24 protein-coding genes are annotated in these 22133 nt (G+C 51.8%); 12 read left to right on the top strand and 12 right to left on the bottom strand.

Going from position 1 to position 22133, the window contains the following annotated elements; genetic code table 11:
* Window positions 1–3: 3 nt before the first annotated feature.
* Together HQ393_RS12970 and HQ393_RS12965 are read left to right on the top strand one after the other, a co-directional pair.
* On the top strand, window positions 4–888 hold the full coding sequence (locus tag HQ393_RS12970; RefSeq protein ID WP_179355580.1) for a transporter substrate-binding domain-containing protein: 885 nt from the start codon (window positions 4–6) through the stop codon (window positions 886–888).
* Window positions 875–2662 (top strand): sensor domain-containing diguanylate cyclase, encoded by a 1788-nt coding sequence (locus tag HQ393_RS12965; protein WP_179355579.1) that lies wholly within the window; start codon window positions 875–877, stop codon window positions 2660–2662. Before HQ393_RS12970 ends, HQ393_RS12965 begins: the two co-directional genes overlap by 14 nt.
* On the opposite strand, the gene HQ393_RS12960 is transcribed toward HQ393_RS12965, so the two are convergent.
* The gene (locus HQ393_RS12960) at window positions 2655–4289 is read right to left on the bottom strand and encodes an NAD(P)/FAD-dependent oxidoreductase (protein WP_179355578.1); all 1635 of its coding nucleotides are present in this window, start codon (window positions 4287–4289) and stop codon (window positions 2655–2657) included. The two genes, HQ393_RS12965 and HQ393_RS12960, sit on opposite strands and share 8 nt — an antisense overlap.
* A gap of 398 nt (window positions 4290–4687) precedes the next feature.
* The gene (locus HQ393_RS12955) at window positions 4688–5176 is read right to left on the bottom strand and encodes a DUF6841 family protein (RefSeq protein WP_179355577.1); all 489 of its coding nucleotides are present in this window, start codon (window positions 5174–5176) and stop codon (window positions 4688–4690) included.
* Between the two features lie 255 nt (window positions 5177–5431).
* Here HQ393_RS12955 and HQ393_RS12950 point away from each other — a divergent pair, with 255 nt between their 5' ends.
* Window positions 5432–6037, top strand: a complete 606-nt coding sequence (locus HQ393_RS12950) for a phosphorylase family protein (RefSeq protein ID WP_179355576.1) — start codon at window positions 5432–5434, stop codon at window positions 6035–6037.
* 7 nt (window positions 6038–6044) lie between these two features.
* Window positions 6045–6245 (top strand): cysteine-rich CWC family protein, encoded by a 201-nt coding sequence (locus tag HQ393_RS12945; protein ID WP_179355575.1) that lies wholly within the window; start codon window positions 6045–6047, stop codon window positions 6243–6245.
* Between the two features lie 7 nt (window positions 6246–6252).
* Here HQ393_RS12945 and HQ393_RS12940 read toward each other — a convergent pair whose 3' ends face one another.
* The 5 genes from HQ393_RS12940 to HQ393_RS12920 form a co-directional block, all read right to left on the bottom strand.
* On the bottom strand, window positions 6253–7230 hold the full coding sequence (locus tag HQ393_RS12940; protein WP_179355574.1) for a sulfite exporter TauE/SafE family protein: 978 nt from the start codon (window positions 7228–7230) through the stop codon (window positions 6253–6255).
* A 116-nt stretch (window positions 7231–7346) separates the two neighbouring features.
* Window positions 7347–7598 (bottom strand): hypothetical protein, encoded by a 252-nt coding sequence (locus tag HQ393_RS12935; protein ID WP_179355573.1) that lies wholly within the window; start codon window positions 7596–7598, stop codon window positions 7347–7349.
* Window positions 7579–8160, bottom strand: coding sequence for a cell wall hydrolase (locus HQ393_RS12930; protein WP_179355572.1), 582 nt, complete (start codon window positions 8158–8160; stop codon window positions 7579–7581). Before HQ393_RS12930 ends, HQ393_RS12935 begins: the two co-directional genes overlap by 20 nt.
* Before the next feature lie 390 nt (window positions 8161–8550).
* The gene (locus tag HQ393_RS12925; protein ID WP_179355571.1) at window positions 8551–9921 is read right to left on the bottom strand and encodes a peptide MFS transporter; all 1371 of its coding nucleotides are present in this window, start codon (window positions 9919–9921) and stop codon (window positions 8551–8553) included.
* A gap of 260 nt (window positions 9922–10181) precedes the next feature.
* Window positions 10182–10556 (bottom strand): hypothetical protein, encoded by a 375-nt coding sequence (locus tag HQ393_RS12920; protein ID WP_179355570.1) that lies wholly within the window; start codon window positions 10554–10556, stop codon window positions 10182–10184.
* Between the two features lie 193 nt (window positions 10557–10749).
* Between HQ393_RS12920 and HQ393_RS12915 the strand changes: the two genes are divergently transcribed.
* From HQ393_RS12915 to HQ393_RS12900, 4 genes are all read left to right on the top strand, one after another.
* Window positions 10750–11025: a hypothetical protein gene (locus HQ393_RS12915; protein ID WP_179355569.1), complete on the top strand. Its 276-nt coding sequence runs from the start codon at window positions 10750–10752 to the stop codon at window positions 11023–11025.
* Between the two features lie 126 nt (window positions 11026–11151).
* Window positions 11152–12453 (top strand): polyamine export protein PaeA, encoded by a 1302-nt coding sequence (paeA, locus tag HQ393_RS12910; protein WP_179355568.1) that lies wholly within the window; start codon window positions 11152–11154, stop codon window positions 12451–12453.
* A gap of 129 nt (window positions 12454–12582) precedes the next feature.
* Complete coding sequence (locus HQ393_RS12905; protein WP_179355567.1) at window positions 12583–13782, top strand: MFS transporter; 1200 nt, start codon at window positions 12583–12585, stop codon at window positions 13780–13782.
* A gap of 51 nt (window positions 13783–13833) precedes the next feature.
* Window positions 13834–14319 (top strand): GNAT family N-acetyltransferase, encoded by a 486-nt coding sequence (locus HQ393_RS12900; protein ID WP_179355566.1) that lies wholly within the window; start codon window positions 13834–13836, stop codon window positions 14317–14319.
* Here HQ393_RS12900 and HQ393_RS12895 read toward each other — a convergent pair.
* Together HQ393_RS12895 and HQ393_RS12890 are read right to left on the bottom strand one after the other, a co-directional pair.
* Window positions 14309–15937, bottom strand: a complete 1629-nt coding sequence (locus HQ393_RS12895) for a methyl-accepting chemotaxis protein (RefSeq protein ID WP_218871162.1) — start codon at window positions 15935–15937, stop codon at window positions 14309–14311. The genes HQ393_RS12900 and HQ393_RS12895 overlap by 11 nt on opposite strands.
* A 235-nt stretch (window positions 15938–16172) precedes the next feature.
* Window positions 16173–16391 (bottom strand): hypothetical protein, encoded by a 219-nt coding sequence (locus tag HQ393_RS12890; protein WP_179355564.1) that lies wholly within the window; start codon window positions 16389–16391, stop codon window positions 16173–16175.
* Window positions 16392–17099: 708 nt separating this feature from the next.
* Between HQ393_RS12890 and HQ393_RS12885 the strand changes: the two genes are divergently transcribed.
* Window positions 17100–17936 carry an NAD(P)H-hydrate dehydratase gene (locus HQ393_RS12885; protein ID WP_179355563.1) on the top strand — a complete coding sequence of 279 codons (837 nt, stop codon included), beginning with the start codon at window positions 17100–17102 and terminating at the stop codon, window positions 17934–17936.
* Window positions 17937–17995: 59 nt separating this feature from the next.
* On the top strand, window positions 17996–18451 hold the full coding sequence (locus HQ393_RS12880; protein WP_179355562.1) for a hypothetical protein: 456 nt from the start codon (window positions 17996–17998) through the stop codon (window positions 18449–18451).
* A gap of 126 nt (window positions 18452–18577) precedes the next feature.
* Here HQ393_RS12880 and HQ393_RS12875 read toward each other — a convergent pair whose 3' ends face one another.
* Entirely contained in the window at window positions 18578–19471 is an 894-nt protein-coding gene (locus HQ393_RS12875; protein ID WP_179355561.1) for a LysR family transcriptional regulator, read from the bottom strand.
* 132 nt (window positions 19472–19603) lie between these two features.
* On the opposite strand from HQ393_RS12875, the gene HQ393_RS12870 reads away from it, so the two are divergent.
* A complete protein-coding gene (locus tag HQ393_RS12870; protein WP_179355560.1) occupies window positions 19604–20470 on the top strand; it encodes an MBL fold metallo-hydrolase in 867 nt (288 codons plus the stop codon).
* Window positions 20464–21249 carry a DsbA family protein gene (locus HQ393_RS12865; protein WP_179355559.1) on the top strand — a complete coding sequence of 262 codons (786 nt, stop codon included), beginning with the start codon at window positions 20464–20466 and terminating at the stop codon, window positions 21247–21249. The genes HQ393_RS12870 and HQ393_RS12865 overlap by 7 nt, the downstream gene beginning before the upstream one ends.
* 55 nt (window positions 21250–21304) lie before the next feature.
* Here the strand turns inward: HQ393_RS12865 and HQ393_RS12860 are convergent, their stop codons facing one another.
* Window positions 21305–21640 (bottom strand): YcgJ family protein, encoded by a 336-nt coding sequence (locus HQ393_RS12860; RefSeq protein WP_179355558.1) that lies wholly within the window; start codon window positions 21638–21640, stop codon window positions 21305–21307.
* Between the two features lie 31 nt (window positions 21641–21671).
* The gene (locus tag HQ393_RS12855) at window positions 21672–22127 is read right to left on the bottom strand and encodes a hypothetical protein (protein ID WP_179355557.1); all 456 of its coding nucleotides are present in this window, start codon (window positions 22125–22127) and stop codon (window positions 21672–21674) included.
* Window positions 22128–22133 lie beyond the last annotated feature (6 nt).

Genomic DNA, 22133 nt, shown 5'->3' with positions numbered 1-22133 from the left:
CAAATGAGACCATTGAATTTTTCTGGCTGCGCGCAGGCCTTACTGGCTTGCTGGGCTGGCCTTTTTATTATTTGCTCGGTGTGGGCTGAAGAGCCCATGCTGCGGGTTCGTTTTGCCCCTGAAAAAGACTATGGGCCTTTTATTTATCAAGACCCACAAGGGCAGTTGCAGGGCTTATCGATCGATATTTTGCATGAATTAGCACCAATGGCGCACATCGAGCTTGAGACGCAAGCTGCCGCGCCTTTGGCCACGATCTTGACTCGCGCTCAGGCGGGACAAGTGGATTTGATTTCGTCACTCCGCCCAACTCCCGAGCGAGCTATCTATCTAGGCTTTACCCAGCCTTATGTAGCGATTCCTGCCGTATTGGTTAGCCGCCAAAGTGACCCGCAACGAACGCTAGAGCAATTGGCCGAGTTGCCGGTTGCCGTGGGCAAAGGTTATGCCGTAGAGCAATTTGTCCGCGATCGCCATCCACGAGTGCAGTGGCTGGCGGTGAGCGATGATGCGGTCGCATTAAAATTACTCGAGCAAGGACAGGTCAAGGCGATTGTGGCCGATTTGGCCAGCGTCATCTTTATTACTCGTGCGCAGCGGAATCTGGATTGGCGGGTCGATCAGAATGTGGGTTTTCAATATCAGCTGAGCTTTGCCTTTGCCAAAGATAAGCCTGAAATTGGAGAGCGCTTGGATCGCGCATTGCGCAGTCTACCGCTGGTGCGGCGTGAAGCCATTTTGTCGCATTGGCTGGATGCACAGAAAATCGAAGCGAGTCGGCCGCATTATTTAATTTTGATCGGTATTGCGGTGGGATTACTGCTTTTAAGTGCATTGATTGTCATCGTCGGGCGTCATCGGCAGCGGGGGCAACATGATCGCCGCTAAATCTGGGCTGCTGCGCGCCTATTTCCATGACTGGCCTTTGCTGCGTGTTAGCGCGCAACTGATGCTGGGCTATTTGTTGCTGGCTCTACTCTCGATTTGCTTATTTCGACTTGGCAATGGCATTGCGGTGATTTGGTTTGCCAATGCAATCGGTATCGTGGCTTTATCGCGGCTAGCTTATCAGCGCTGGTTGCTGCCCGTACTGGCACTGGCCGTCGCCAATTTGGGGGCCAATTTATTCACTGGCACGCCGTTGTCGTTGTCGCTGATCTATTTATTGAGCAATTTGCTGGAAATGTTGCTTGGCGGATTTTTGCTGCGCCGCAGCCAGGGTGAGGCGGGCTACTTCTTTAGCCTTTCTGGCATATTGCGCCTATTTTGGCTGGGTGTGCTGCTGCCGGTGTTGGCAGGCTCGCTACTGGCGGTTGTTTTGTTGAGTACTCAAGTGACGGTGGCGTCACTGTGGCTGGTGCTGTTGCATTGGATCGAAGGGAGCGCCATTGGCGGGGCGACGATTTTGCCCCTGGCCTATTGGATATGCTTGTATGGCTGGCGCAGTTTGCTGGGGATTTTGCTGCAGAAACGACTTTTTGCCTTGCTATTGCTGGCGGTCGCTGTGGCTATCTTAGCGCCGATGGCGCTGCCTTTTCCGTTTATTTATATGAGTTTGCCCTTGTTTTGGATTGCCTATTCTGGCGGTGTTCCCGGCGTAGTGTTGGTCAATATGTTGGTTTCCATGGCGATTTGTGTGCAAATCAGCTTGGGATTGTTATTGCCGCCGCCGACGATTTATACCTGGGGCTATACGCTATTTTATCTGCCTATCTTGGCGACCTTGCTTCCACCCTTGATGCTCGCGACTGCAATGGATATGAGTAGCTCTGCCGTTGCGGCGCTAGAGCACAGTGAGCGCCGCTATCGCTCGCTCTATCAGCATACCCCTGCTATGTTGTCGTCGTGTGATCCATCGGGGCATATCGTGAGCGTGAATGAAGTGTGGTTGCGGACCACGGGTTTTCATTACGCCGAAGTCATTGGCCAGGAAGCTAGCCATTTTTTGAGCAGCGAATCGGCGCGCCAATTGCAGCAAGAAGTGTGGCCTATTTTGCTGCGCGAAGGGGTTTGTCACAATATCCCTCAGCAAATTAACAGTAAATCGGGCGGGGTCGTCGAAGTGCTGATGACGGCGGCCTTGGAAAGAAACGAGAGCGGTAGCCCCACGCGTTTGCTGGTGGTCCAGCTTGATATCAGCGATAAGGTTAAAGCACAGCATCAGGCTTATCACGATGCGCTGACGCAATTGCCCAATCGCATGTTATTTTCCGATCGATTGGAGCAGGCGTGCCAGCAAGGCAATCGGAATCATGAAAATTTCTGCGTGATATTTCTCGACCTGGATCATTTCAAAACGATCAACGATGATTATGGCCATGAGCTGGGAGATCAACTCTTGGTCGAAGTGTCACATCGACTTTCGGCGACAATCCGCAGCAGTGACACGGTAAGTCGCCTCGGTGGGGATGAGTTTGTGATGCTATTGGGCGGTTTGGCGCCTTGCGAGGAGGCGGCGCAAATCGCCGCCAAGATTCTCACCGCGGTAGCGCAGCCCTGTACCTTGAATGGCGTGGTGATCACCATTTCAGTCAGTATGGGGCTGGCATTTTATCCGGATGATGGTCTAGATAGCGTAACGCTAATGCGACATGCAGATGAGGCGATGTATCGCGCTAAACGCCTTGGTCGTAATTGCTTTGCGCAATATACCCCTAGCTGAGTAAGTCCTGTGCGAGCGCTTCCGCGACCTTGATCCCATCGACGCCGGCCGACAAAATTCCGCCCGCATAACCTGCTCCTTCACCGGCGGGATACAAGCCGCGAACATTCAGCGATTGGCAATCGTCGCCCCGCGTAATGCGCAGTGGGGATGAAGTGCGCGTTTCAACGCCCGTCAAAACCGCATCGTGCATATCGTAACCACGGATTTTCTTGCCAAATTCAGGCAAGGCTTCGCGCATCGCGCTAATTGCATACTCCGGCAAAGCACTGGCTAGATCGGTCCAATTGACGCCCGGTTTGTACGAAGGCTCAACGGTGCCGACGTCTTTGGATGCACGACCGGCCAAGAAATCCCCAACGAGCTGCGCCGGCGCATTGTAATTGCCGCCGCCCAAGACATAGGCGTGGCTTTCCAGTGCGCGCTGAAATTCGATCCCTGCCATTGCGCCGCCAGGGTAGTCGCTGGGGTTGATGCTGACCACCATGCCCGAGTTGGCGTTGCGCTCGTTGCGCGAATATTGGCTCATTCCGTTGGTCACGACGCGGCCTTCCTCGCTCGTTGCGGCAACGACCGTACCGCCTGGGCACATACAGAAGCTATACACCGCGCGGCCATTGGCGGCGTGATGGACGAGTTTGTAATCCGCCGCGCCCAAAATCGGGTGGCCGGCGTATTTGCCCCAGCGGGCTTTGTCGATCAGTGATTGTGGGTGCTCAATACGGAAACCGACCGAAAAGGGTTTGGCTTCCATAAAAACGCCGCGCTCATGCATCATCGCAAAGCTATCGCGCGCGCTGTGGCCCAGTGCAATCACCACGTGTTCGCTAAGGATTTCGCTGCTCGGATGGCCTTCAACGCCGAGCTCGGTCACACGCACTCCACGAATTTGTTTGTTACCGTCAGGTGTATCTTCCAGAATCAAATCATCCACGCGCTGCTGAAAGCGGATTTCGCCGCCGAGTGATTCGATCTCGGCACGCATTTTCTCGACCATGCCGACGAGCTTGAACGTGCCAATGTGTGGCTTGGCGATATAGAGAATTTCTTCGGGTGCACCGGCCTTCACAAACTCGGTGAGCACTTTGCGGCCCAAATGGCGCGGGTCTTTAATCTGGCTATACAGTTTGCCATCCGAAAAAGTGCCTGCGCCGCCTTCGCCAAATTGCACATTCGACTCTGGATTGAGCGTATTTTTGCGCCACAGACCCCACGTGTCTTGCGTGCGTTCGCGCACTTTTTTACCGCGCTCTAACACAATCGGTTTGAAGCCCATTTGCGCCAAAATCAGCGCGGCGAAAATCCCGCAGGGGCCAAAACCGACCACAATTGGACGGTGGCTCAGTTGCGCTGGTGCTTGGCCGACAAAATGGTAGCTGGTATCCGGCGTGGGGAGCACATGGCTGTCGTCTTTGAATTTGGCGAGCAGTTTTTTCTCTAGGCTACCGACGTCCAAATCGATGATATAGGCCAATTGCATCTGACTTTTGCGTGCGTCAAAACTGCGCTTGTAGACGAGATGTGATGCGATATCGGCTTCGGCAATGCCGAGGTATTTAGCAATGGCGGTTTTGAGCTCTGCCTCGGTGTGATCGAGCGGCAGTTTGAGTTCGGTGATACGCAGCATGGTTAGGCTCTGTTGACGTTTGGTTTGTGAATCGCGTTTGTGCTGATTTTGACCTGAAACTAGGCGTGAAAACCGACGCATAGCATTCTATGCAAGGTTTTTGCAACGCAGGGTCAGGTCAAAAGCAGCCAAACCCTTCGGGCTGGGCGCGTTTTACGACGACTCCGCGTTGTTGCCTGCTCACATAGGATGGCTATGCATTGCAGTCAACGCCTTGATTCGTCGCAAAAATCGCTCCAGTGCGATCGCAAACCAAGCGTCAACAGAGCCTAATCCATGGTTGGTGTTTATTCAACAAGCTGCGTATTGTAAGACTTTGGCGCCACCTTGGGGAGCGTCAGCTGCTAGGCGTAGGGCATCGCAGTGCTGCAAGGCGGCGTTTGGGTGTAAGGCGCGGATTATTTTTCTACGGGGCGGGGTATTTCATCGGCCAATGCCGCTTCGGCCATGGCCAGCGGCGACCAAGCCTCGCTGCGCTCATCGGGCATGATCATTTCCGCTTTACTTGGGTCGGTAATTTGCATCAGGCCGCAAATTTTCCACTCATCATTGACCCAACGTAATTGATACGATGTGTCATGAATCCAGTAGTGAGAATCCTCGCGAGCGACTTTCCAGCGCAATTGCACGACGGCATGCTCGCTGCCCAGCAGTAGTTGCTCGACCACGGTATAGCGCGCACTGCGAAAACCTTGCCGGTAGTACCAGTCAAAGAGGATTTGCGTCGTTTGGTAGAGCGGATCAAACTCGGTCCAATTTGTAATGTCGCCTTGAACATTGGTGGTAAACGGCATGACAAACATGGATGTGACATTGTCGACATCCAATGCCGAATAGGCCAAACCAAATTGTTCGAAAAATTCGTTGAGAGCTTCTTGCCTAACCATTGACTACCTTGCACTCAGTTAATTTTTATATATTTATGTTGGTATTTTAGGTGATACACCGCGCATCACTAGGATTTTGGCAACTTAAAGACCCAGATGTTGCTTTTGCTCCAATGCCCATATCATTATTGCGGTTTTAATGGATATGAAAATAAGCTTACCCAAAGTATACGCCTAGGTTGTCGAGCTAGATCAATCTTGCGTCAGATCGCGCTACTGCCAATTACAATAGTGGCAAAATCATCGAGAGTGAATATGAAGATCGTTGTCGTTTTTCCGACGCGCACTGAAGCGCAGTTTTTTTCGCATCCGCAGGTTGCGGTGGAGTTTTGTGGCGTCGGTTTGACTGCCACAGCGTATCAGACAAGCAAGCTAATTGATGGGTATCGGGCTGATTGGCTTATTATGGCTGGTATTGCAGGGGTATACCCTGGATCAAGCTATGTGGTAGGCGATACGGTGTTGGTGGCTTCCGAGCGGGAGGCGGATCTGGGCTTTTTTACGCCCAAGGGCTTTACCCATTTGGCCGATCTTGATCTGGCGATGGATTTTACTGTGCATTCGCAATTGCATTGCCCATATATCAACAGCGATATGCCGCTGCCGATTGCACATAGCAATTCGCTCAATGCCGCGATGGCGCCTTTTGCATCGACTCAGGGTGTTGATATTGAAAACATGGAAGGCGCAGCTTTCTTTCAGGTTTGCTTGGCGGAGCAACAGCGTTTTCTGGAAGTGCGCTCGATCTCTAATCAGGTCAAGATTGGCGATGATGAGTGGGATTTTGAAGGCTCGATTCGCCAGCTCACCGCCGGTTTGCATCAGGTCATTGATTATTTATTGAGCAAAGAGGAGCAATAGCAGCCAAATGCAGAGCCAGCCTAAAACCTGCCAGCAATGCGGTGCGGCTTTTGTTTGTGGCAGCGGTGGTCGCGATGGCCAATGCTGGTGTATGAATACGCCCGCGTTTTTACCGCTGCCGAGCGATGGCAGTGATTGCCTATGTCCGGTGTGCTTAGATGAAAAAAAGGCGCAAGCTCAACAGCCTGCGCCTTCTTCTTTGGCTTGATGAAGCATCAAACCAGCGATTTATAAAGGTTGTAGATACTGAGCAGCGAAATCAGGCCGCCAACGAACCACAGTAGGGTGCGCGCATTCAGCTTATGGCACAGCCACGCGGCAAATGGCGCAGCAAATAGGCCGCCGACAATTAAGCCGGCCACCAAAACCCAGTGCTCCATTTCAGCCCACAGCAAAAATGCGCCTGCAGTTGAAAACGCGATAAAAAATTCAGCGGCATTCACCGAGCCTATGGTTTTGCGTGGATCATTGCCGCGACCTACCAAGGTCGACGTCACCACGGGGCCCCAGCCGCCGCCACCGACCGCATCAACAAAGCCACCCAACAGCGCTAGTTTGCCCACGTGTTTGATTTGATTCGAGTGGGGTTTTGGGTGCGTGGCCAGCCAAGCTTTACGCAAAATATACAGCCCCATTATCAGCAAATACGCTGCGATATACGGCTTGATCACCTTGCCATCAATATTGGTCAGCAAAAATGCACCGGTGACGCCGCCAATGACGCCGGGGATCACCAAGCGTTTGAATAAGGCTTTATCGACATTGCCAAATTTCAGATGCGACAGGCCGGAAAAACCCGTGGTGAATACTTCGGCGACATGCACCGCAGCGGAGGCTGCAGCGGGGCTAGCGCCCACGCCAATCAAAAAGGTATTCGAGCTAATGCCGTAGGCCATGCCGAGTGCGCCATCGATGGCTTGGGCGGCAAAGCCGACCGCGACGGCGGCCCAGAAGGCGGGTGAGTACAGAACGCGCTCTGCGCCGGCCAAAATGCTTTGATGTGCAGGCATTTCGAGGTGCTGCAAAGCAAAGCCGATTGAGGTGACTAAAATCAGCAAGGCCAAGCCTAGATAGCGTTTGCGCTGCCAGAATTTGCGCTCGCTGCCTATCGCGGTATCCAGTGGGGGCAGGCCAATGGCTTGGTGCTCTAAGTTTTCCGGACTTTCGTTAAGGTCGGGGTGGCGGATTTTCATACTGGCTATCGCAAACGTGAATTAAGGAGGCCAGTATAGTGGGCTTGTATATTCCATATTAGATCAATTTGTTTTAGAAATAGATCAAATTAGCCTAAGTCGGCCATCTAAACCATTTAGCCAAAGCATTGGAAATGTTCAAAATTTATCCGCATCAAGACATATTTCCGATTGTTCAGATGTACGTTGTAGGTATCGGCATCTAAGCCCTTGGCATGAAAAATGTCCCCGCGGGTATGAGCCAGTATTGCGCCATTAGAGAGGCGTATCGGAGCGATTTTGAGTGATTTGCAGTCGGCTGCAACGGGCAAAGCCAATAGCAGCCCCAGCGTGGCCAATACCAAAGGCTTAACAGTTTTTAAGGTCATAAAAATGATGTTTGCCTATGGTTTTTACTTTCTTTACTTGGCGTGACTTGGCCCAGCTCGGTTTGACATAGTTGGCGTGATAGAGCAAGGATCTATTCGGCTTGGCGCCCTCGGCGATGTAATCGTCAACGATGGTCTGGATTTTGCGTAAGGTACTGGAATCAATACGGGCTGCGCTGGCCAAGGTGCGCGCGGTGCCTCGTTGTGAGGTCCATGAAAATTGTTTGCGCTGATAGACGACCTCTGTGACGGTATCGGGGTAACAGGCCGATTCGACTCGACTCATCGTGACACCCAACACGGCTTTAATCCCCTTTTTGCCTTCCCCACGCGCTTCATTAAAAGCATTGAGGATGAGTGTTTCGCGGTCTTTGGCGCTAAAGGGTGGGACGACTTCTTGTGTGGCGGTAGCTTGTGGAGGTGGCTCAGCTTGAGCCTGAATGACTTTGAGCACTTCGGAGGCGCTAAGGAGTGTATCAGTGGCGTGCTTAGTCGATGATGATGCAAATGACGCCAATAAGCAGGAGCAAGCGATTGCGAGAAGAGGGATAAATTTCGACATAACCTTTTAAATGCGTCTGTCGAATCAATACGAAGTAGAACGTTATTTAGCGCAGAGAAACGGCCAGACAAATTGTGATGCTGCGATTATCCTGACTCGATGTCATGGGTGATATGAATTAGTGAGTATCGATCATGCCAAATTATGCCTTGAAATCATGGGGTTCTGAATGTATTAGGCTTTGGTTCGGCTCAATGAAGCATTGCGGGTCGTCGCGATGCCCCCTAATTGCTCGTGCTCAATATTGAGTTGAGTTCTGCGCGGTATTGATGGTGGTCGTTGCTGCTGGGCATTATTTGATGCGAAAAAAACGCGCTATTTCACCCGATGAAACAGCGCGCTAGATTGACAGTGGGTATTGATCGCGGCACTTGAGCTCCGCGCAGATGCTTAATTTACGCCATGCATGCGTTTTTGCAAAAAGCCCGTCGTCAGCAGCAAAATCGCGCCAGCGGCAAATGACATCACGACAAAGAGCATAAAGAAATCATTGAGCGATGCGATTTCCCAGCCTAAAAAGTTCGGCATGGGTTTGCCCGCTTCAGGGTAAAAGCCCGCCAAGATGCCAGCAAACCAGTTGGCTGCCGCTGTGGCCAAGAACCACACTCCCATCAGCAAAGAGGCAAATTTAGCCGGCGCGAGTTTGTTTACCATCGACAAGCCAATCGGCGACAAGCACAGCTCGCCCATCGAGTGCAGCCAGTACATTGCCACCAGCCACATCATCGATAATTTCACCCCTGGCGCGACTTGCTTCACGCCCAAGGCAATCACTAGAAAGCCCGCAGAGAGCAATAAAAGACCATAGGCCATTTTGGTCGGTGAAGCCGGTTCGCGATCTTTCTTGGCTAAGCCGACCCAAAATTGCGCCATGATTGGGGCAAAAATCAGCACGAAAACTGGGTTCAGCGATTGGAACCAAGAAGTTGGTACTGTCCAGCCAAATATCGTGCGATCCAGACTTTCATTGGCAAAGAACGTCAATGACACACCGGCTTGTTCGAAGGCGGCCCAGAAGAAAATCACGAAGAATGAAATCACGCCAATCACCAGCATCCGGTCGTAATCGACGCGGGTTAGCTCGGCATTGCGGCGTTGTGTTTGCGCCTTGGTGCGTTTTTCTGGCGCCATCCCGATTTGATTGCCTTGCGGGTCAATCAGATATTTGCGCTGGAATAGCACAAACACGATCAAACTCATCAGCATGCCCGTGCCAGCGGCAAAAAAGCCCCAGCGAAAATCGGCGGGATTACCCGTATCACCCAAAGTGCCGCAAATCAGCGGCGCAAAGAATGAGCCGAGATTAATACCCATATAAAAGATCGTATAGGCCGCATCTTTGCGCTTATCTTGCGCGCTATACAGCTGGCCAACCATGGTCGAGATATTCGGTTTAAATAGGCCATTGCCCAAAATAATCAGCCCCAAGCCCAGATAAAACAGCGGAATCGCAATCTCAAGCTGGGTATAAAAGCTGCCCGATGCAAACAGCGAATATTGCCCTGCCGCCATCAGTGCACCACCGACCAAGATGGAGCGACGATTACCCCAGAAGCGATCGGCGATATAGCCGCCAATCAAGGGGGTCAGAAAAACCAAGCCGGTGTATTGACCATAGAGTGCGGCAGTAAATTGTTTGTCGAACGACAGCGCGGAGAGCATGAAGAGTGCAAGTAGGGCGCGGTTGCCATAGTAGGAAAAACGCTCCCACATTTCAGTGGCAAATAATAGATACAGGCCACGTGGATGTGCTGTTTGCATGAAAACCCCTGAATCCCGAGTCGTGCTCGGTGCTTGTAATGTATGAATCGATTTTGATTTGGCAAATTGTAACGGCTAGTGCCGCACTCTGGCGCGTTATCGTGATATTTGGATCGTTTTTGCGGTGTGTCGCCCTTTTCTTGCAGCAAAAAATGAGGGCACCTTAGGTGCCCTAATCACTTTTATAGTGTGCCCAAGTTTACTGCCTCAGGGTATGTCTATGTAGATCATTTTTGATATGGCTCAGAGGGCTATACCGCCTAGTGATGGGCGAGTGGGCTGACTTCTTTGGGTCGAGCGGCAAGTTGTGCGTGATGAACTGCGTCGTCCTGTAGCCCATGCCAGAAAATATGGGCGCCCAGCGCGTGGCTATGGTCGCTAATTTGCTGCCATACCCGAATTGCTTCATCCGGGTTTTCAAACATCACTACCGATTTATGCGCTTCGATGGCCTGTGCGACCGTCGTCATACCAATATCGAGCAGATAAGTAATCAAGGTGGTGCGCGACTTGGTGGTGCGCTCATCGGTGGTGTCGTAAATCAGAACCAAAATTGCATCGTCCAGCTTTTCTGAGGCCAGTCGAACAAAATCAATGCGAGATGAAACGGTGATGCGACCTTTGCTGTTTTTCATTTTGGCCTCCTCATAATGACCTGCGAAAAAACTTGCTGCCCTTTCGGTGTAGCAGCTCAAATCACAACGCACCAGCTTATTTCGCTCGGCAAGGTAAAGTACACAAATACATATCGTGTATCGGTAATGGTTTACAGCCGCTCTTGGGCTGCTTGGGTATGCTAAAGCGGTCGAATTTCTTGAGAAAAGCATCATGCAACTGATCCTTGACCGTCTGTTGAGCTTGGAAGAGGAGCGTGAATTGCCTAAGCCACAATCTCACCTCGTTCCGCAGTCATTTGAAAATGACCAAGCCATCGAAGTCACTGAGCTTAAACTGGATGATTATGTGTTGGAGTTATGCCGATTAATTGCGCGGCAAGCCAAAGATCAGCCGCTACGCAGTAGCTATGAATCACTGCTTGATCGCGCATCGCTTTGGGTACATCAAGAAAATCGTAGTGGCGAGATGCTGCGCAACCCGAATTAATCATCATCTTTGCTATCGCAGGCCCTGACGTGCTGTCCATGCATTGTTCACGCTGAGAAAGATTGTTGTATCCATTCATAAGCCGTTATGCTGTCGTAATGAGTTATCAGCCTAGGTTTGTGAATCATGAATGTCTTGTCTAGCTCGCTCCTGATTGCGCTGCTCATTGTCATTAGCGCTTTTTTCTCGATTTCCGAAATTTCTCTGGCGGCCAGCCGCAAAATGAAATTGGCGCAAATGCGCGATGAAGGCGACGAGCGCGCTGAGCTGGTGCTGGAATTACTGGCGCAGCCGGGGCATTTTTTTACTGCGGTGCAGATCGGCGTCAACGCCGTCGCCATTTTGGCGGGTGTCTTGGGTGAAAGTGTTTACTCGGCGGCGTTTACTCAATTCTTCGCGCGTTTTTTTGCCGCTGAAACCGCCCTCACATTGGGCTCTACGGGCGCATTTCTGGCCGTTACTGCGGCCTTTATTTTACTCGCCGACTTGATCCCGAAACGCATTGGTATGGTCGTGTCCGAAGCCGCCGCAGTGCGGATTGTGCGGCCGATTCGTTTTTGTGTGCTGTGCTTGCGGCCATTCGTGTGGTTCTTTAATGGCCTTGCCAATCAAGCCATGAATCTGCTTGGCTTGCCTGCGGCGCGGATCAACGATGTGACGACCGACGATATTCTGGCGATGGCGAGCGCCGGCGCATTGACTGGCGTGGTTGCTAAGCAAGAACAGCAGTTGATCGAAAATGTGTTTGAGCTCGAAGAGCGCACCGCGCCGTCGAGCATGACGGTGCGTGAGAGCATCGTCTGGATTGACCGGCTGGAGTCGGAAGACAGCATCAAAGCCAAATTACTGGCCAGCCCGCACGCAAAGTTTCCCGTTTGTATTGGCCATATCGATCAGGTCATCGGCTATGTCGACTCGCAGGATATTCTGAGTAATGTACTGCGCGGCGAGAGCATTTCTTTGCGTGGTGATGGCCTGCTGCGCAACGCGCTGATTTTGCCCGAGACGCTGTCGCTGGCCGAAATCCTGAGCCAGTTTAAAGCCGCGCGCGAAGACTTTGCGCTGATTATCAATGAGTACGCCTTGGTCGTTGGCCTGATTACGCTCAATGACATTACTGGCGCGCTGATGGGCGACCATAGTGTCGCGCTCGACGAGGAGCAAATCGTACAGCGTGACGCCAATACTTGGCTGGTCGATGGCGTCACGGCGATAGGCGATCTGGAGCGCGTCTTTGGCATCGAGGCCTTTCCCGATGATGACCAATACGAAACCATCGCCGGCTTTATGATGTATATGCTGCGCAAAGTGCCAAAACGCACTGATTTTGTCACCCACGCCGGATTCAAATTTGAAGTGGTCGATATTGATAATTACAAAATCGATCAATTATTGGTGACGCGTTTGGGCGAGGCTGCACCGCAATAAGGCGCAGCGTAGGCAGCAATGACATTTGGATACATCGTGGATGTATAAATGCGCAGACTAATACCTGATTAGTTTGCGATCATATACCACCATAGTTATTTTGCCTAAGTCGTGGCAATCGGGCCTTTGATGACATTAAATCCACGTAAAGAATCTGCCCTGCTCATCACGCTGATGTTGGTGATGTTCACCACCATTGTCGATTTCATGATCATGATGCCGCTGGCCTCGTATCTGATGGCGGAAATGCACGTGAATACGGCGCAATTTGGTTTGCTGGTGTCGTCGTATTCGCTCGCCGCAGGTTGCTCGGCCTTACTTGCCTCATCGCAAGCCGATCGATTTGATCGTCGGCACGCGCTGTTATTTTGTTACGCGGGCTTGATGGTTGCGACGCTGGCCTGCGGGATGGCGAGTGGCTTTGTCAGCTTGCTGCTGGCGCGAATTTTGGCGGGGATTTTTGGTGGGGTCATCGGTTCGATTTGTATGGCGATTGTGGGCGATGTGATTCCTGCCGAACGCCGTGGCCATGCGATGGGCTGGGTGATGCTGGGCTTTTCCATTTCGGCGGTGGCCGGCGTGCCGTTGGGATTATGGCTGGCCGCTAACGCGGGCTGGCGAGTGCCTTTTCTGGGGCTGACCTTGATTTGTGCCGTTGTCGCGGTTGGCATTATGCGCTTTGTTCCACCAGTACGCGCTCATCTGGCGAGCTTGGATCAGAACGCGAGCTGGCTGGATAACTACCGCGAATTGCTAAGTGATCGTAATCATTGGTGGGCGGTGTCTTTGACGGCGATGTTGATGGTGTCCGGCTTTTTGGTGATCCCGTTTATTGCGCCGACGATGGTCGCCAATATCGGTATTTCACAGCATGATTTGATGTATGTGTATCTGGTCGGCGGGGCAGGGACGATTTTTAGTCGGCCAATTATCGGCAATCTTAGCGATCGCTACCCCAAGAAACATGTCGTCGGCGCGCTGATCGTGTTGAGTTTTATCCCGATTATTTTGGTGACGCAAAGTCTGGCGTTGGGTTTGGGGTGGCAACTGCTGATCTCGCTGCTGTTTTTTGTGTTTGTCAGCGGGCGATTTATTCCTGCTACGGCGATGGTCACTGGTGCCACGCGGCCGCATTTACGCGGACGTTTGATGGCATTTAATTCGGCCGTGCAAAATTTCGCTTCGGGTGCGGCATCGTTGCTGGCCGGTTTGATTTTGACGCAAGAACCCAATGGCCATTTAGCCCACTATGGCTGGATTGGGCTGATAAGTTGTGGCGCGGGTCTGGTGGCGATTTGGCTGGCGCGGCAAGTTAAGGCTGTTTCTTAGGGTATGTGGCTATAGATCAACCAAATCAATGTCTGTATTGATATACATCGTATGAATTTGTCTCGTAATGCGTTGAGCTGCCGCACCATTGAGTATGGCAGTTGTGATTGGCAAAGTGCGCGTGAATTGCGCTATGCGCTGTTTTTTGCCGAGCTTGGATTGCCAATAACGGTGCTCGACGATGCGTTTGAGCGCGATGCCATTCATTTTGCCGCCTTTGATCGCGCGCAGTTGGTCGCCTATGGCCGATTGGCACTCTTGCCTGTGTGCCGCGGGCAAATTTCCCAAATGGTCGTTGCGCCAGATCGGCAGGGGCAGGGCGCTGGGAATTTGGTCTTGCAAGGATTAATTGCGATTGCGCGGCAAGCTGGCTTGAACGAATTGATCCTGAATGCCAGAGTTTTTGCGCAAGATTTTTATGCCAAAGAAGGGTTTGACGCCCAAGGTGCCGTGTATGTATCGCCCACCACCGGTGTGCCACACATCAAAATGCACCTTGAGCTAAGCTCGCCTGCCAGCATCCACATTAAATCTTGAAACGGCTCAACAGCTGATTAAGTTGCTGCGCAATACTATTCACTTGCATGGCATTGTCGGCAGAATGAGCAATGGAAATACTGGTTTCCTCGACCATTTGTGAAATGTCTTCCACGCGCGAAGCGATGTTATTACTCGCCACCCCTTGCTCGCGGGTCGCCTCCGCCACTTCGTTCAGGTGACTGAGCGTACTTTGCGCGCCAGCTTGAATATGGCCCAATGATTGGGCCACATTGCGACTGAGTTCGACGCCTTGATTGACTTGTGGAATGGCTTTATCCATCATGCCAACAATACTCATCGTTTCTTCCTGAACGGCCGCCAGCATTTGCGTAATGTCGATCGTGGCATTGGAGGTGCGCTCGGCGAGTTTGCGTACTTCATCGGCCACCACGGCAAAGCCGCGACCTTGCTCGCCAGCGCGGGCGGCCTCAATCGCGGCATTCAGCGCCAGTAGATTGGTTTGCCCCGCGATGTCTTTAATGACGGCTGCAATGCCTGAAATTTCATGCGCCTTGGCATCCAGGCTGCGAATTTGCTCGGTCGCGCCTGCTACCGTGTGCGCGATGTCTTCCATGCTGCTGCTCGCCATGGCCACTTGTCCGACACCTTCTTGTGCGAGGGTCGTGGCTTGCGCTGAAGTTGTGCGTGTGATTTCCGAGCTCTCGGAGATGTGGTTGATGCTGACGGTGAGCTCTTCCATCGCTGCCGCCATCGACGTGGTGGCATCGGCTTGGCGATTGGCTGCGATTGAAATTTCCCGACTTGAGTCGGCAATTTGCGTCGCTTGTTGGCCTAATTGCGCCGCATCGTGGCGAATCTGCTGAATAATCTTACGCAGCCCACAGCTCATTTCTCCTAGCGTTGCGAGCAAACTACCCGGCGCGGCTTGGGCGGTATCGGCCTGTAAATCGCCATCGGCAACGCGACGCATAATTGCGATGGCTTCTTGAGGCTCTCCGCCAAGCTGACGCAGGATACTGAAGGTAATCAACCAAGCCACAATACTCAACACAATCGCCATGATGATGAGCTGGAGTAAGCCCCACAGCAGATTGCTTTTAAATTCATGGTCGATGTCATCGATGTAAACGCCAGTGCCGACCACCCAATTCCAATCGGGTATCAGCATGGCGTAGGAGACTTTCGGTTCTGGAGTTTTAGCGCCAATTTTGGCAAAGTGGTAATCAACAAATCCCCCGCCATTCTGGGCGGCGCGAACCATGTCTTTGATCAGGTATTTGCCATTGCTGTCTTGCTGATCGCCTTTATTTTGCCCCTCGACTTCGGGCTTGCTCGGCTGCAGCTTGTAGACGTATTGCGTATCAAAAATAAAGAAATAGTCGCTTTTGTTGTAGCGGACATTGCGTAATGCAGCGATGGCGGCCGTTTGCGCTTCGGTATCACTGAGTTGGCCGTTTTTACTCAATGAACGATAGTGTTCGATGACACTGGCGGCGCTTTCCGTTTGGGTTTTGACCAGCGCCATTCGACCATCGAGCATACTTTGGCGCTGAGCGCTCAGTTGCATCACGCTCAATAAGGTCATCCCAAATAGCGCGAGCAAACTTAATAGCAATAATCGAGTGCGTATCCTTAAACCAAAAAGAAAAATCAATTTTCGCTCCAACATTCATAAGATGTAAGCTGGAATATACAGTATATAAGTAATTTCTTATATTGATGCGAGCGGCGAAAAATGATTGCTTTTTAAGCCTGTATTTTTGTGGGTTTGATTTAATACCACTTCGATGCGGTACAGGGCTGCGCTAAGTGATTGAATGGCTTAAGTGGTATGAAATTAAAATGAAAAAAGGCGCATTGCTGCGCCTTTTTTATGAGGACTGATGTTTTCAGTGGTATTGCTGTGCGATCTGCTGACTCGCGATTTTTGCTGTTGTTTGCAGGACACGGTGCAAAGCATTGTCGCGCGCTTGAGGCGCTGGTTGCCAGTCGGTCACTGGTTTACGCTGATCGCCGCGGCAGATTACGATTTGAAACCAGCCTTCCATTTCGCTAGTGCGAGTTGAAGGACGAGCTTCGATATTAAAGTCAAAAGTAGATTGGGCCATTTGGCTGCTCCCATAATTTGGGCGCTGTTTTTGTTTTTCTTTGGGTGACCGACAAGGTCAGTTTACTAACAATACGCGCCTACACGCCATCACATGCTGGATGGAAAAGCACCAATAGAAGAGCACTGGGTTCGTCAGGGTTTGTTGACATTTGGTTTGCGTTTCCGCTGGTACGGTTTTCGCGGCAAATCAAGGCATTTTGCGCGACGTATAGCCAGCTATACGAGCACGGAATAACGCAGAGTTGCCGTGAAAACCGACCAGCCCGCAGGGTTTGGCTGCTTTTGGCCTGACACTGCGTTGCAAAAACCTTGCATAGAATAGCTATGCTACGGTTTTTGCGCCTTGTTTCACGCCAAAATCAGCGCAAACGGAATTCGTAAACCAAACGTCAACAGACCCTAGGGAACTTCGAATCTTGGATCAGCTTGTGATACTGATCATTGCGGCAGATTCATTTCAGAAAAGCTGAGGAGGCTTGCTGGAGGGAACTGCTAGAAACACATCACGAAAATCTTCGTGTTTTTAATATGTGCTCAATCAAATTAGTGCCGAGAATGTACTTGATTAAAAAAGCCCTGTCAAATCATATATTTGTGAAATTGTGCCAAAGCAGATGAAAGGTTGCTATCGCGCGGCGGTACGGCGGGGCTTGCGGTTCGCGCCCCTGCGTGCATACTGCAGTTATCCACTCTGGAGTAAAAGATCATGCTAGAAATCAATGCTTTACCGCCAAGAGCTAAGCTGTTGCTGCGTGGAGACGATACGCATAAAGGGCTCTATGGCGGCGTGGCTGTGATCGGTGGTGCGCATGGCATGACGGGTGCTGCGCTGCTGGCGGGGCGGGCAGCGCTTAATTTGGGCGCGGGCAAGATTTGGGTTGGCATGCTCGATGAAAATGTCGCGGTGGATTTTCACCAACCCGAGCTGATGATTTGCCGCGCCGAGGCTTTATTTCAGACGCACCTGCCGACGCATTTTTTAGTCGGCATGGGCTTGGGTATGTCGCCTGAAGCTAATCATGTATTGGCGTTGGCAATGGATACCTCGGTGCCATTATTGCTTGATGCCGATGCCTTAAATCTGATTGCGTTGCACCCCCATCTGCAATTACAACTGGCCGAGCGCAGCGCGCCGAGCCTGCTCACCCCGCATCCGAGCGAAGCCGCACGCTTGCTTTCAACCACGACCGAACACGTACAGCAAGACCGCGTCAGTGCGGTGCGAACGCTGAGCGAACGCTTTCAATGTCATGTGGTGCTCAAAGGGCATGGCACCTTGGTGCAGGCGTTTGAAGGTGAATTGTCGATCAATCACAGCGGCAATGCCGCACTGTCGAGCGCGGGGCAGGGCGATACTTTGGCGGGCATCATTATGGCGCTGTGCGCGCAAGGCTTGGATCTGGCGCTCGCTGCGCGCTGTGGGGTGTTTTTGCACGGCCAAGCCGCCGACGACTGGCGAACTCGCTACCACGCTGGGATAGGTTTAACGGCATCGGAAACTATCTTGCTGGCACGAGCGGCATTAAATCGTTTACTGAAATAGAATTGAGCGCCAGATTTCGGATCCGCTTGGTGCGATTCGCTTAGTCAAAGTTTGGCAGCATGTCGCTTGCATTATCGGAAAATCTACTTGGATTGATCTGCAATTCGCTCTTGTTCAGCTGTGATTCAGTCGCTTCCCATCAGACTCATCGGCACGGCAAAACGCTGTTCTACGTGACGACTCGCAAGGCGCTGATGAAAAAACTATTCCTTAAATTGCTATTGAGTGTGCTGACTACGCCTGCGCTGGCTGTGGTGCCGAGCTTACCGCCGCAATCGGCAGCGCAGAGCTGCTTTAAATCCCAAACCGGCAATAGCATCGTGTTTGGTGATGTGGCACAGCAAGTCAGGCTGTGTGGCAATGATGGGTTCAAATACATTTTGAATATCAATGGTCGGGATAAAGAATTTGACGCTCGTTCTTGCGTGAGCATTGTCGCGGCCAAAATCAATGTCACCAATGGCGATGTCTCGGCGTGCGTCTCCACGTTATTTTATCCCGGTGCGGAGCAGTAAGTTCGCCAGTTGCGTTTGCGGGATCCGGCGTGAAAATCGACTCAATCCTGACTGGCAATAACTGCGCCAGCTCAAAGTACATTGATCGTGCATTTATCAATTTAAGTCTGTTATTAACTTGGTTTCTCATTGCCACGGCGGCGTCGCAAAACGCGCGACCAGAAAATCGAGCAGCGCGCGCACGGCGGGTGAGAGGTGACGACGCGATGGATACAGCGCATAAATCGTCATCGCTGGCGCTTGCCAGTCGGGCAGCACTTGCTGCAACACACCGCTTGCAATGAGTGGATTCACCAGATAGGTCGGCTGTAAAGCAATCCCGCCGCCATGGATCGCCGCGTGCAGCAGCACGGTCGCCTCATTGGCACTAAAGCGGCTACCCACGCTGACCTGCTGCGTCTCTTCGGCGCGATGAAAACGCCAAATGCTTTTACCGAAATTGGCGTAACTCAGACACCTATGCTGGGTAAGCTCCGCTGGCGCTGTTGGTATGCCGTGTTCAAGCAAATACCCCTTGGATGCCACCAGCACCGAATCACAAAGCGCGAGCGGGCGAGCGATCAGCATGGGGTCGGGCTCGCTACTAATGCGGATCGCGAGATCAATTCGATCTTCGACCAAATTGACCGCCCGATCACTGACATTCAGATCGATTTTCAGCTCGCTATGCAATGCCAGAAAATCACTAATCGCCGCCGCCAAATGCGCATGGCCAAACGACATGCTGCACGTCAGTCGTAGCTGGCCGCGCAATTGCCCATCGTGGCTAATGGTTTCTTCTTCGATATTGTCCATCAGCGCCAGCATTTGCTGGCTGCGCCGCAGGCAATTTTCGCCCGCGTCGGTCAGCGTCACGCGGCGCGTGGTTCTTTGCAGTAGCCGCGCACCCAACCATTGCTCCAGCTCGCCAATATAGCGCGTCACCATTGCGCGCGACATATCGAGCTTGTCGGCCGTGGCGCTAAAGCTGCCGCTGGCCGCCACTTCGCAAAATACCTTCATCGCCGCTAGCCTATCCATGGTCTCGCTCCGCTGATTTGATCGAATATTGCAACAATCATGCGCAGTTTAGCGCATTTATCCGCACGGTTCATGCAACTAAACTGGCGTCAGTTCAATTTAACGACGTCTAACCAGACAAGGAGTTACACCATGTTCCGTACTACACTGATCGCCGCTACCCTCGCCGTGACTTTTGGCGCCGCCCAAGCTGCTGATAAACCACTGCAAATGAAAGTCTACAATGCCGATGGCAATAGTTTTCATGTGAATTCAACGCTGATCTACGGTGAAAAAGAAGCGATCGTCATCGATGCGGGCTTTACCCGTGCCGATGCGCTGCGTATTGCTGCGAATGTGCTCGATAGCGGTAAGCAATTGAAAACGATTTTTGTGAGCCAAGCCGACCCTGATTACTACTTTGGCGTTGAAGTATTAAAAGAAATTTTCCCGAATGCACAAGTATTGGCGGCCCCCGCCGTGTTGGCGAAAATCAGCGCCAAACTCGATGGCAAAGTGGCATTCTGGGGGCCAAAAATGGGCGCCAATGCGCCGAAAAAGCCAGTGCTGCCGCAAGCTTTGCAAGGCGATACGTTGACGGTGGATGGTGAAAAGCTCGAAGTGCGCGGTTTAACTGGCAAACTGGCGCATCGCCCTTATGTGTGGGTGCCGTCGATGAAAGCGATTGTCGGTGATATTGGCGTATTTGCGGGCTTGCACGTGTGGACTGCTGATACGCAAAACGCAGCCGAGCGTGGCGAGTGGATTGCGCAACTCGATGAAATGGCCGCATTGAAACCCGCCATCGTCGTGCCAGGGCATATGCTGGCCGGCAGCAAAATGGACATCAGCGCGATCAATTACACCAAAGCGTATTTGCAAAGCTTTGAGAAAAACGCCGCCGCAGCGGGCAATAGCGCCGAGCTGATCGACAGCATGAAACGCGCTTACCCAGATGCGGGTTTGGGCATTGCGCTCGACATTGGTGCGAAAGTGAATAAAGGTGAAATGAAATGGTAAATACAAATCTAGGGGCAAAAGTTGTATTGCAAGGCGTCGATGCCGCAGACAGTACATCGAGTACGGCAAGGCACGACAACGAAGCAAGAAAAGTTTTGCTTTCTTATATTTTTGATCCGCTATGTGGCTGGTGCTACGCCGCCGCACCACTAATCCATGCCGCCGCCAAGTTGCCCAATCTGAGTGTGCAATTGCACGCCGGCGGCATGATGAGTGGTGCGAATCGCCAAACGGTGAGCCCCGCTTTACGCAACTATGTTATGCCGCACGATCAGCGCATCGCCCAGCTCACGGGGCAGCCATTTGGCGAAGACTACTTCAACGGCTTGCTGCTCGATACAAATGCAATTTTTGATTCGACGCCGCCCACGCTGGCAATTCTGGCCGCAGCCGCGCTGGGGCACGATCCGCTAGCGATGCTGGGTCGGATTCAAACCGCGCATTATGCCGAAGGGCAACGGATTGCCGATGGGACAGTTTTGCTGGCTTTGGCGACTGAATTGGGAATCGAAAGCGCTGCTTTTGCCGCGGCGATGAATGAGCAAGCCAGCCAAGTTGACGCGCATTTTGCAAAGACACGCGCCGTGATGCAGCAAGAAGGTTTGCGCGGCTTTCCATCGCTATTGCTCGAGATCGAAGGCCAGCGCCAGCACATTGATATTGGGCCATTTTTGGGTAAGCCCGCCGAATTTGTCGCTTGGCTAGAGCTGGCGGCGGTCGCAGAGGCGAGTGAAGAGCAAGTGCGGGCGGTGTTTTGTACGCCTGAGTCTTGTGCTTAAAGTTGGCATCAAAAAAGCCATTTACTTTGGGGTGAATGGCTTTTTTACTGAGGGTTTAGGAGCCAAACAGTGTTTTTGTTGCCTTCGCATCTACTTTGTCACCGTAGCGGCTGCTCCAACAGGTTTTTTCTTTGGTTTTGCAGGTTAATCCGCCGCTCATCGTGAACCAAGTTGGATCAAAATCAGCGGCGCCTACTTTATTAATCCTATCCATTAATTTTTGCTCGGCTTTGGCGCCTAAATATTCTTTGGTTAAAGCGACCGAGACGCCTTGCATATCGGCACAAAACCCCGCCTTTTTATCGCAAATCGCTCCGGGTTTATAATCTAAGCCGCTGGCAAAAAGTGAAGTGCTAGTCAGTAGCATGGTAATCAGCAATGTTTTTGACATGATTTGGTTTCCTCGATGCTGATACGGAAGCTTATTTCTTGGTGATGTTGGCGGTTAACTTATCGGGGCCTAATGTAATAAGCCACACTTTGGATTCCCACTTTAATTCATAGCCGTCTTTGCTGGGCGTGTAGCTAATCGTAATCGTGGGGTCTGGTTGCTGGATATAGGCGGGTATTTTTGCTTCGTCCAAAGAACTTGGCCAACGACCATTACTCAATTTGTAGTCTTCCAGTTGATCATTGATGGCTCGCAAGTCTGCACGGCCAATTTCTGGAGACAGATTTTTATCTGGATAAGTGTATGCGGGAAATACATGGGAAAAAAATCCGACCAACGCCACAAACAACAGCAGCGCAGCTAACAGGAGCAAACTGTTAGTAAGGGTTTGATTTGGAGTTGATAATTTGCCCGTAGTGGGCGCGGAATATATGGCTTTGCTGGCATCTTCAACCAGCGCGTCTATGGATTTGGTTTGATTCGTCATTTCTGG

The sequence above is a fragment of the Chitinibacter bivalviorum genome (assembly GCF_013403565.1).
In the GTDB taxonomy this organism is placed as follows: domain Bacteria; phylum Pseudomonadota; class Gammaproteobacteria; order Burkholderiales; family Chitinibacteraceae; genus Chitinibacter; species Chitinibacter bivalviorum.
The sequence above is the reverse complement of the archived record's forward strand: the minus strand, read 5'-3'. Positions and strand labels throughout refer to the sequence as shown.

What these genes read in the sequence shown, in the direction of transcription:
- HQ393_RS12970 (WP_179355580.1), top strand. Translation starts at nt 4, where the DNA reads ATGAGACCATTGAATTTTTCTGGCTGCGCGCAGGCCTTACTGGCTTGC.
- HQ393_RS12965 (WP_179355579.1), top strand. Translation starts at nt 875, where the DNA reads ATGATCGCCGCTAAATCTGGGCTGCTGCGCGCCTATTTCCATGACTGG.
- HQ393_RS12960 (WP_179355578.1), bottom strand. Translation starts at nt 4,289, where the DNA reads ATGCTGCGTATCACCGAACTCAAACTGCCGCTCGATCACACCGAGGCA.
- HQ393_RS12955 (WP_179355577.1), bottom strand. Translation starts at nt 5,176, where the DNA reads ATGGTTAGGCAAGAAGCTCTCAACGAATTTTTCGAACAATTTGGTTTG.
- HQ393_RS12950 (WP_179355576.1), top strand. Translation starts at nt 5,432, where the DNA reads ATGAAGATCGTTGTCGTTTTTCCGACGCGCACTGAAGCGCAGTTTTTT.
- HQ393_RS12945 (WP_179355575.1), top strand. Translation starts at nt 6,045, where the DNA reads ATGCAGAGCCAGCCTAAAACCTGCCAGCAATGCGGTGCGGCTTTTGTT.
- HQ393_RS12940 (WP_179355574.1), bottom strand. Translation starts at nt 7,230, where the DNA reads ATGAAAATCCGCCACCCCGACCTTAACGAAAGTCCGGAAAACTTAGAG.
- HQ393_RS12935 (WP_179355573.1), bottom strand. Translation starts at nt 7,598, where the DNA reads ATGACCTTAAAAACTGTTAAGCCTTTGGTATTGGCCACGCTGGGGCTG.
- HQ393_RS12930 (WP_179355572.1), bottom strand. Translation starts at nt 8,160, where the DNA reads ATGTCGAAATTTATCCCTCTTCTCGCAATCGCTTGCTCCTGCTTATTG.
- HQ393_RS12925 (WP_179355571.1), bottom strand. Translation starts at nt 9,921, where the DNA reads ATGCAAACAGCACATCCACGTGGCCTGTATCTATTATTTGCCACTGAA.
- HQ393_RS12920 (WP_179355570.1), bottom strand. Translation starts at nt 10,556, where the DNA reads ATGAAAAACAGCAAAGGTCGCATCACCGTTTCATCTCGCATTGATTTT.
- HQ393_RS12915 (WP_179355569.1), top strand. Translation starts at nt 10,750, where the DNA reads ATGCAACTGATCCTTGACCGTCTGTTGAGCTTGGAAGAGGAGCGTGAA.
- paeA (WP_179355568.1), top strand. Translation starts at nt 11,152, where the DNA reads ATGAATGTCTTGTCTAGCTCGCTCCTGATTGCGCTGCTCATTGTCATT.
- HQ393_RS12905 (WP_179355567.1), top strand. Translation starts at nt 12,583, where the DNA reads ATGACATTAAATCCACGTAAAGAATCTGCCCTGCTCATCACGCTGATG.
- HQ393_RS12900 (WP_179355566.1), top strand. Translation starts at nt 13,834, where the DNA reads ATGAATTTGTCTCGTAATGCGTTGAGCTGCCGCACCATTGAGTATGGC.
- HQ393_RS12890 (WP_179355564.1), bottom strand. Translation starts at nt 16,391, where the DNA reads ATGGCCCAATCTACTTTTGACTTTAATATCGAAGCTCGTCCTTCAACT.
- HQ393_RS12885 (WP_179355563.1), top strand. Translation starts at nt 17,100, where the DNA reads ATGCTAGAAATCAATGCTTTACCGCCAAGAGCTAAGCTGTTGCTGCGT.
- HQ393_RS12880 (WP_179355562.1), top strand. Translation starts at nt 17,996, where the DNA reads ATGTCGCTTGCATTATCGGAAAATCTACTTGGATTGATCTGCAATTCG.
- HQ393_RS12875 (WP_179355561.1), bottom strand. Translation starts at nt 19,471, where the DNA reads ATGGATAGGCTAGCGGCGATGAAGGTATTTTGCGAAGTGGCGGCCAGC.
- HQ393_RS12870 (WP_179355560.1), top strand. Translation starts at nt 19,604, where the DNA reads ATGTTCCGTACTACACTGATCGCCGCTACCCTCGCCGTGACTTTTGGC.
- HQ393_RS12865 (WP_179355559.1), top strand. Translation starts at nt 20,464, where the DNA reads ATGGTAAATACAAATCTAGGGGCAAAAGTTGTATTGCAAGGCGTCGAT.
- HQ393_RS12860 (WP_179355558.1), bottom strand. Translation starts at nt 21,640, where the DNA reads ATGTCAAAAACATTGCTGATTACCATGCTACTGACTAGCACTTCACTT.
- HQ393_RS12855 (WP_179355557.1), bottom strand. Translation starts at nt 22,127, where the DNA reads ATGACGAATCAAACCAAATCCATAGACGCGCTGGTTGAAGATGCCAGC.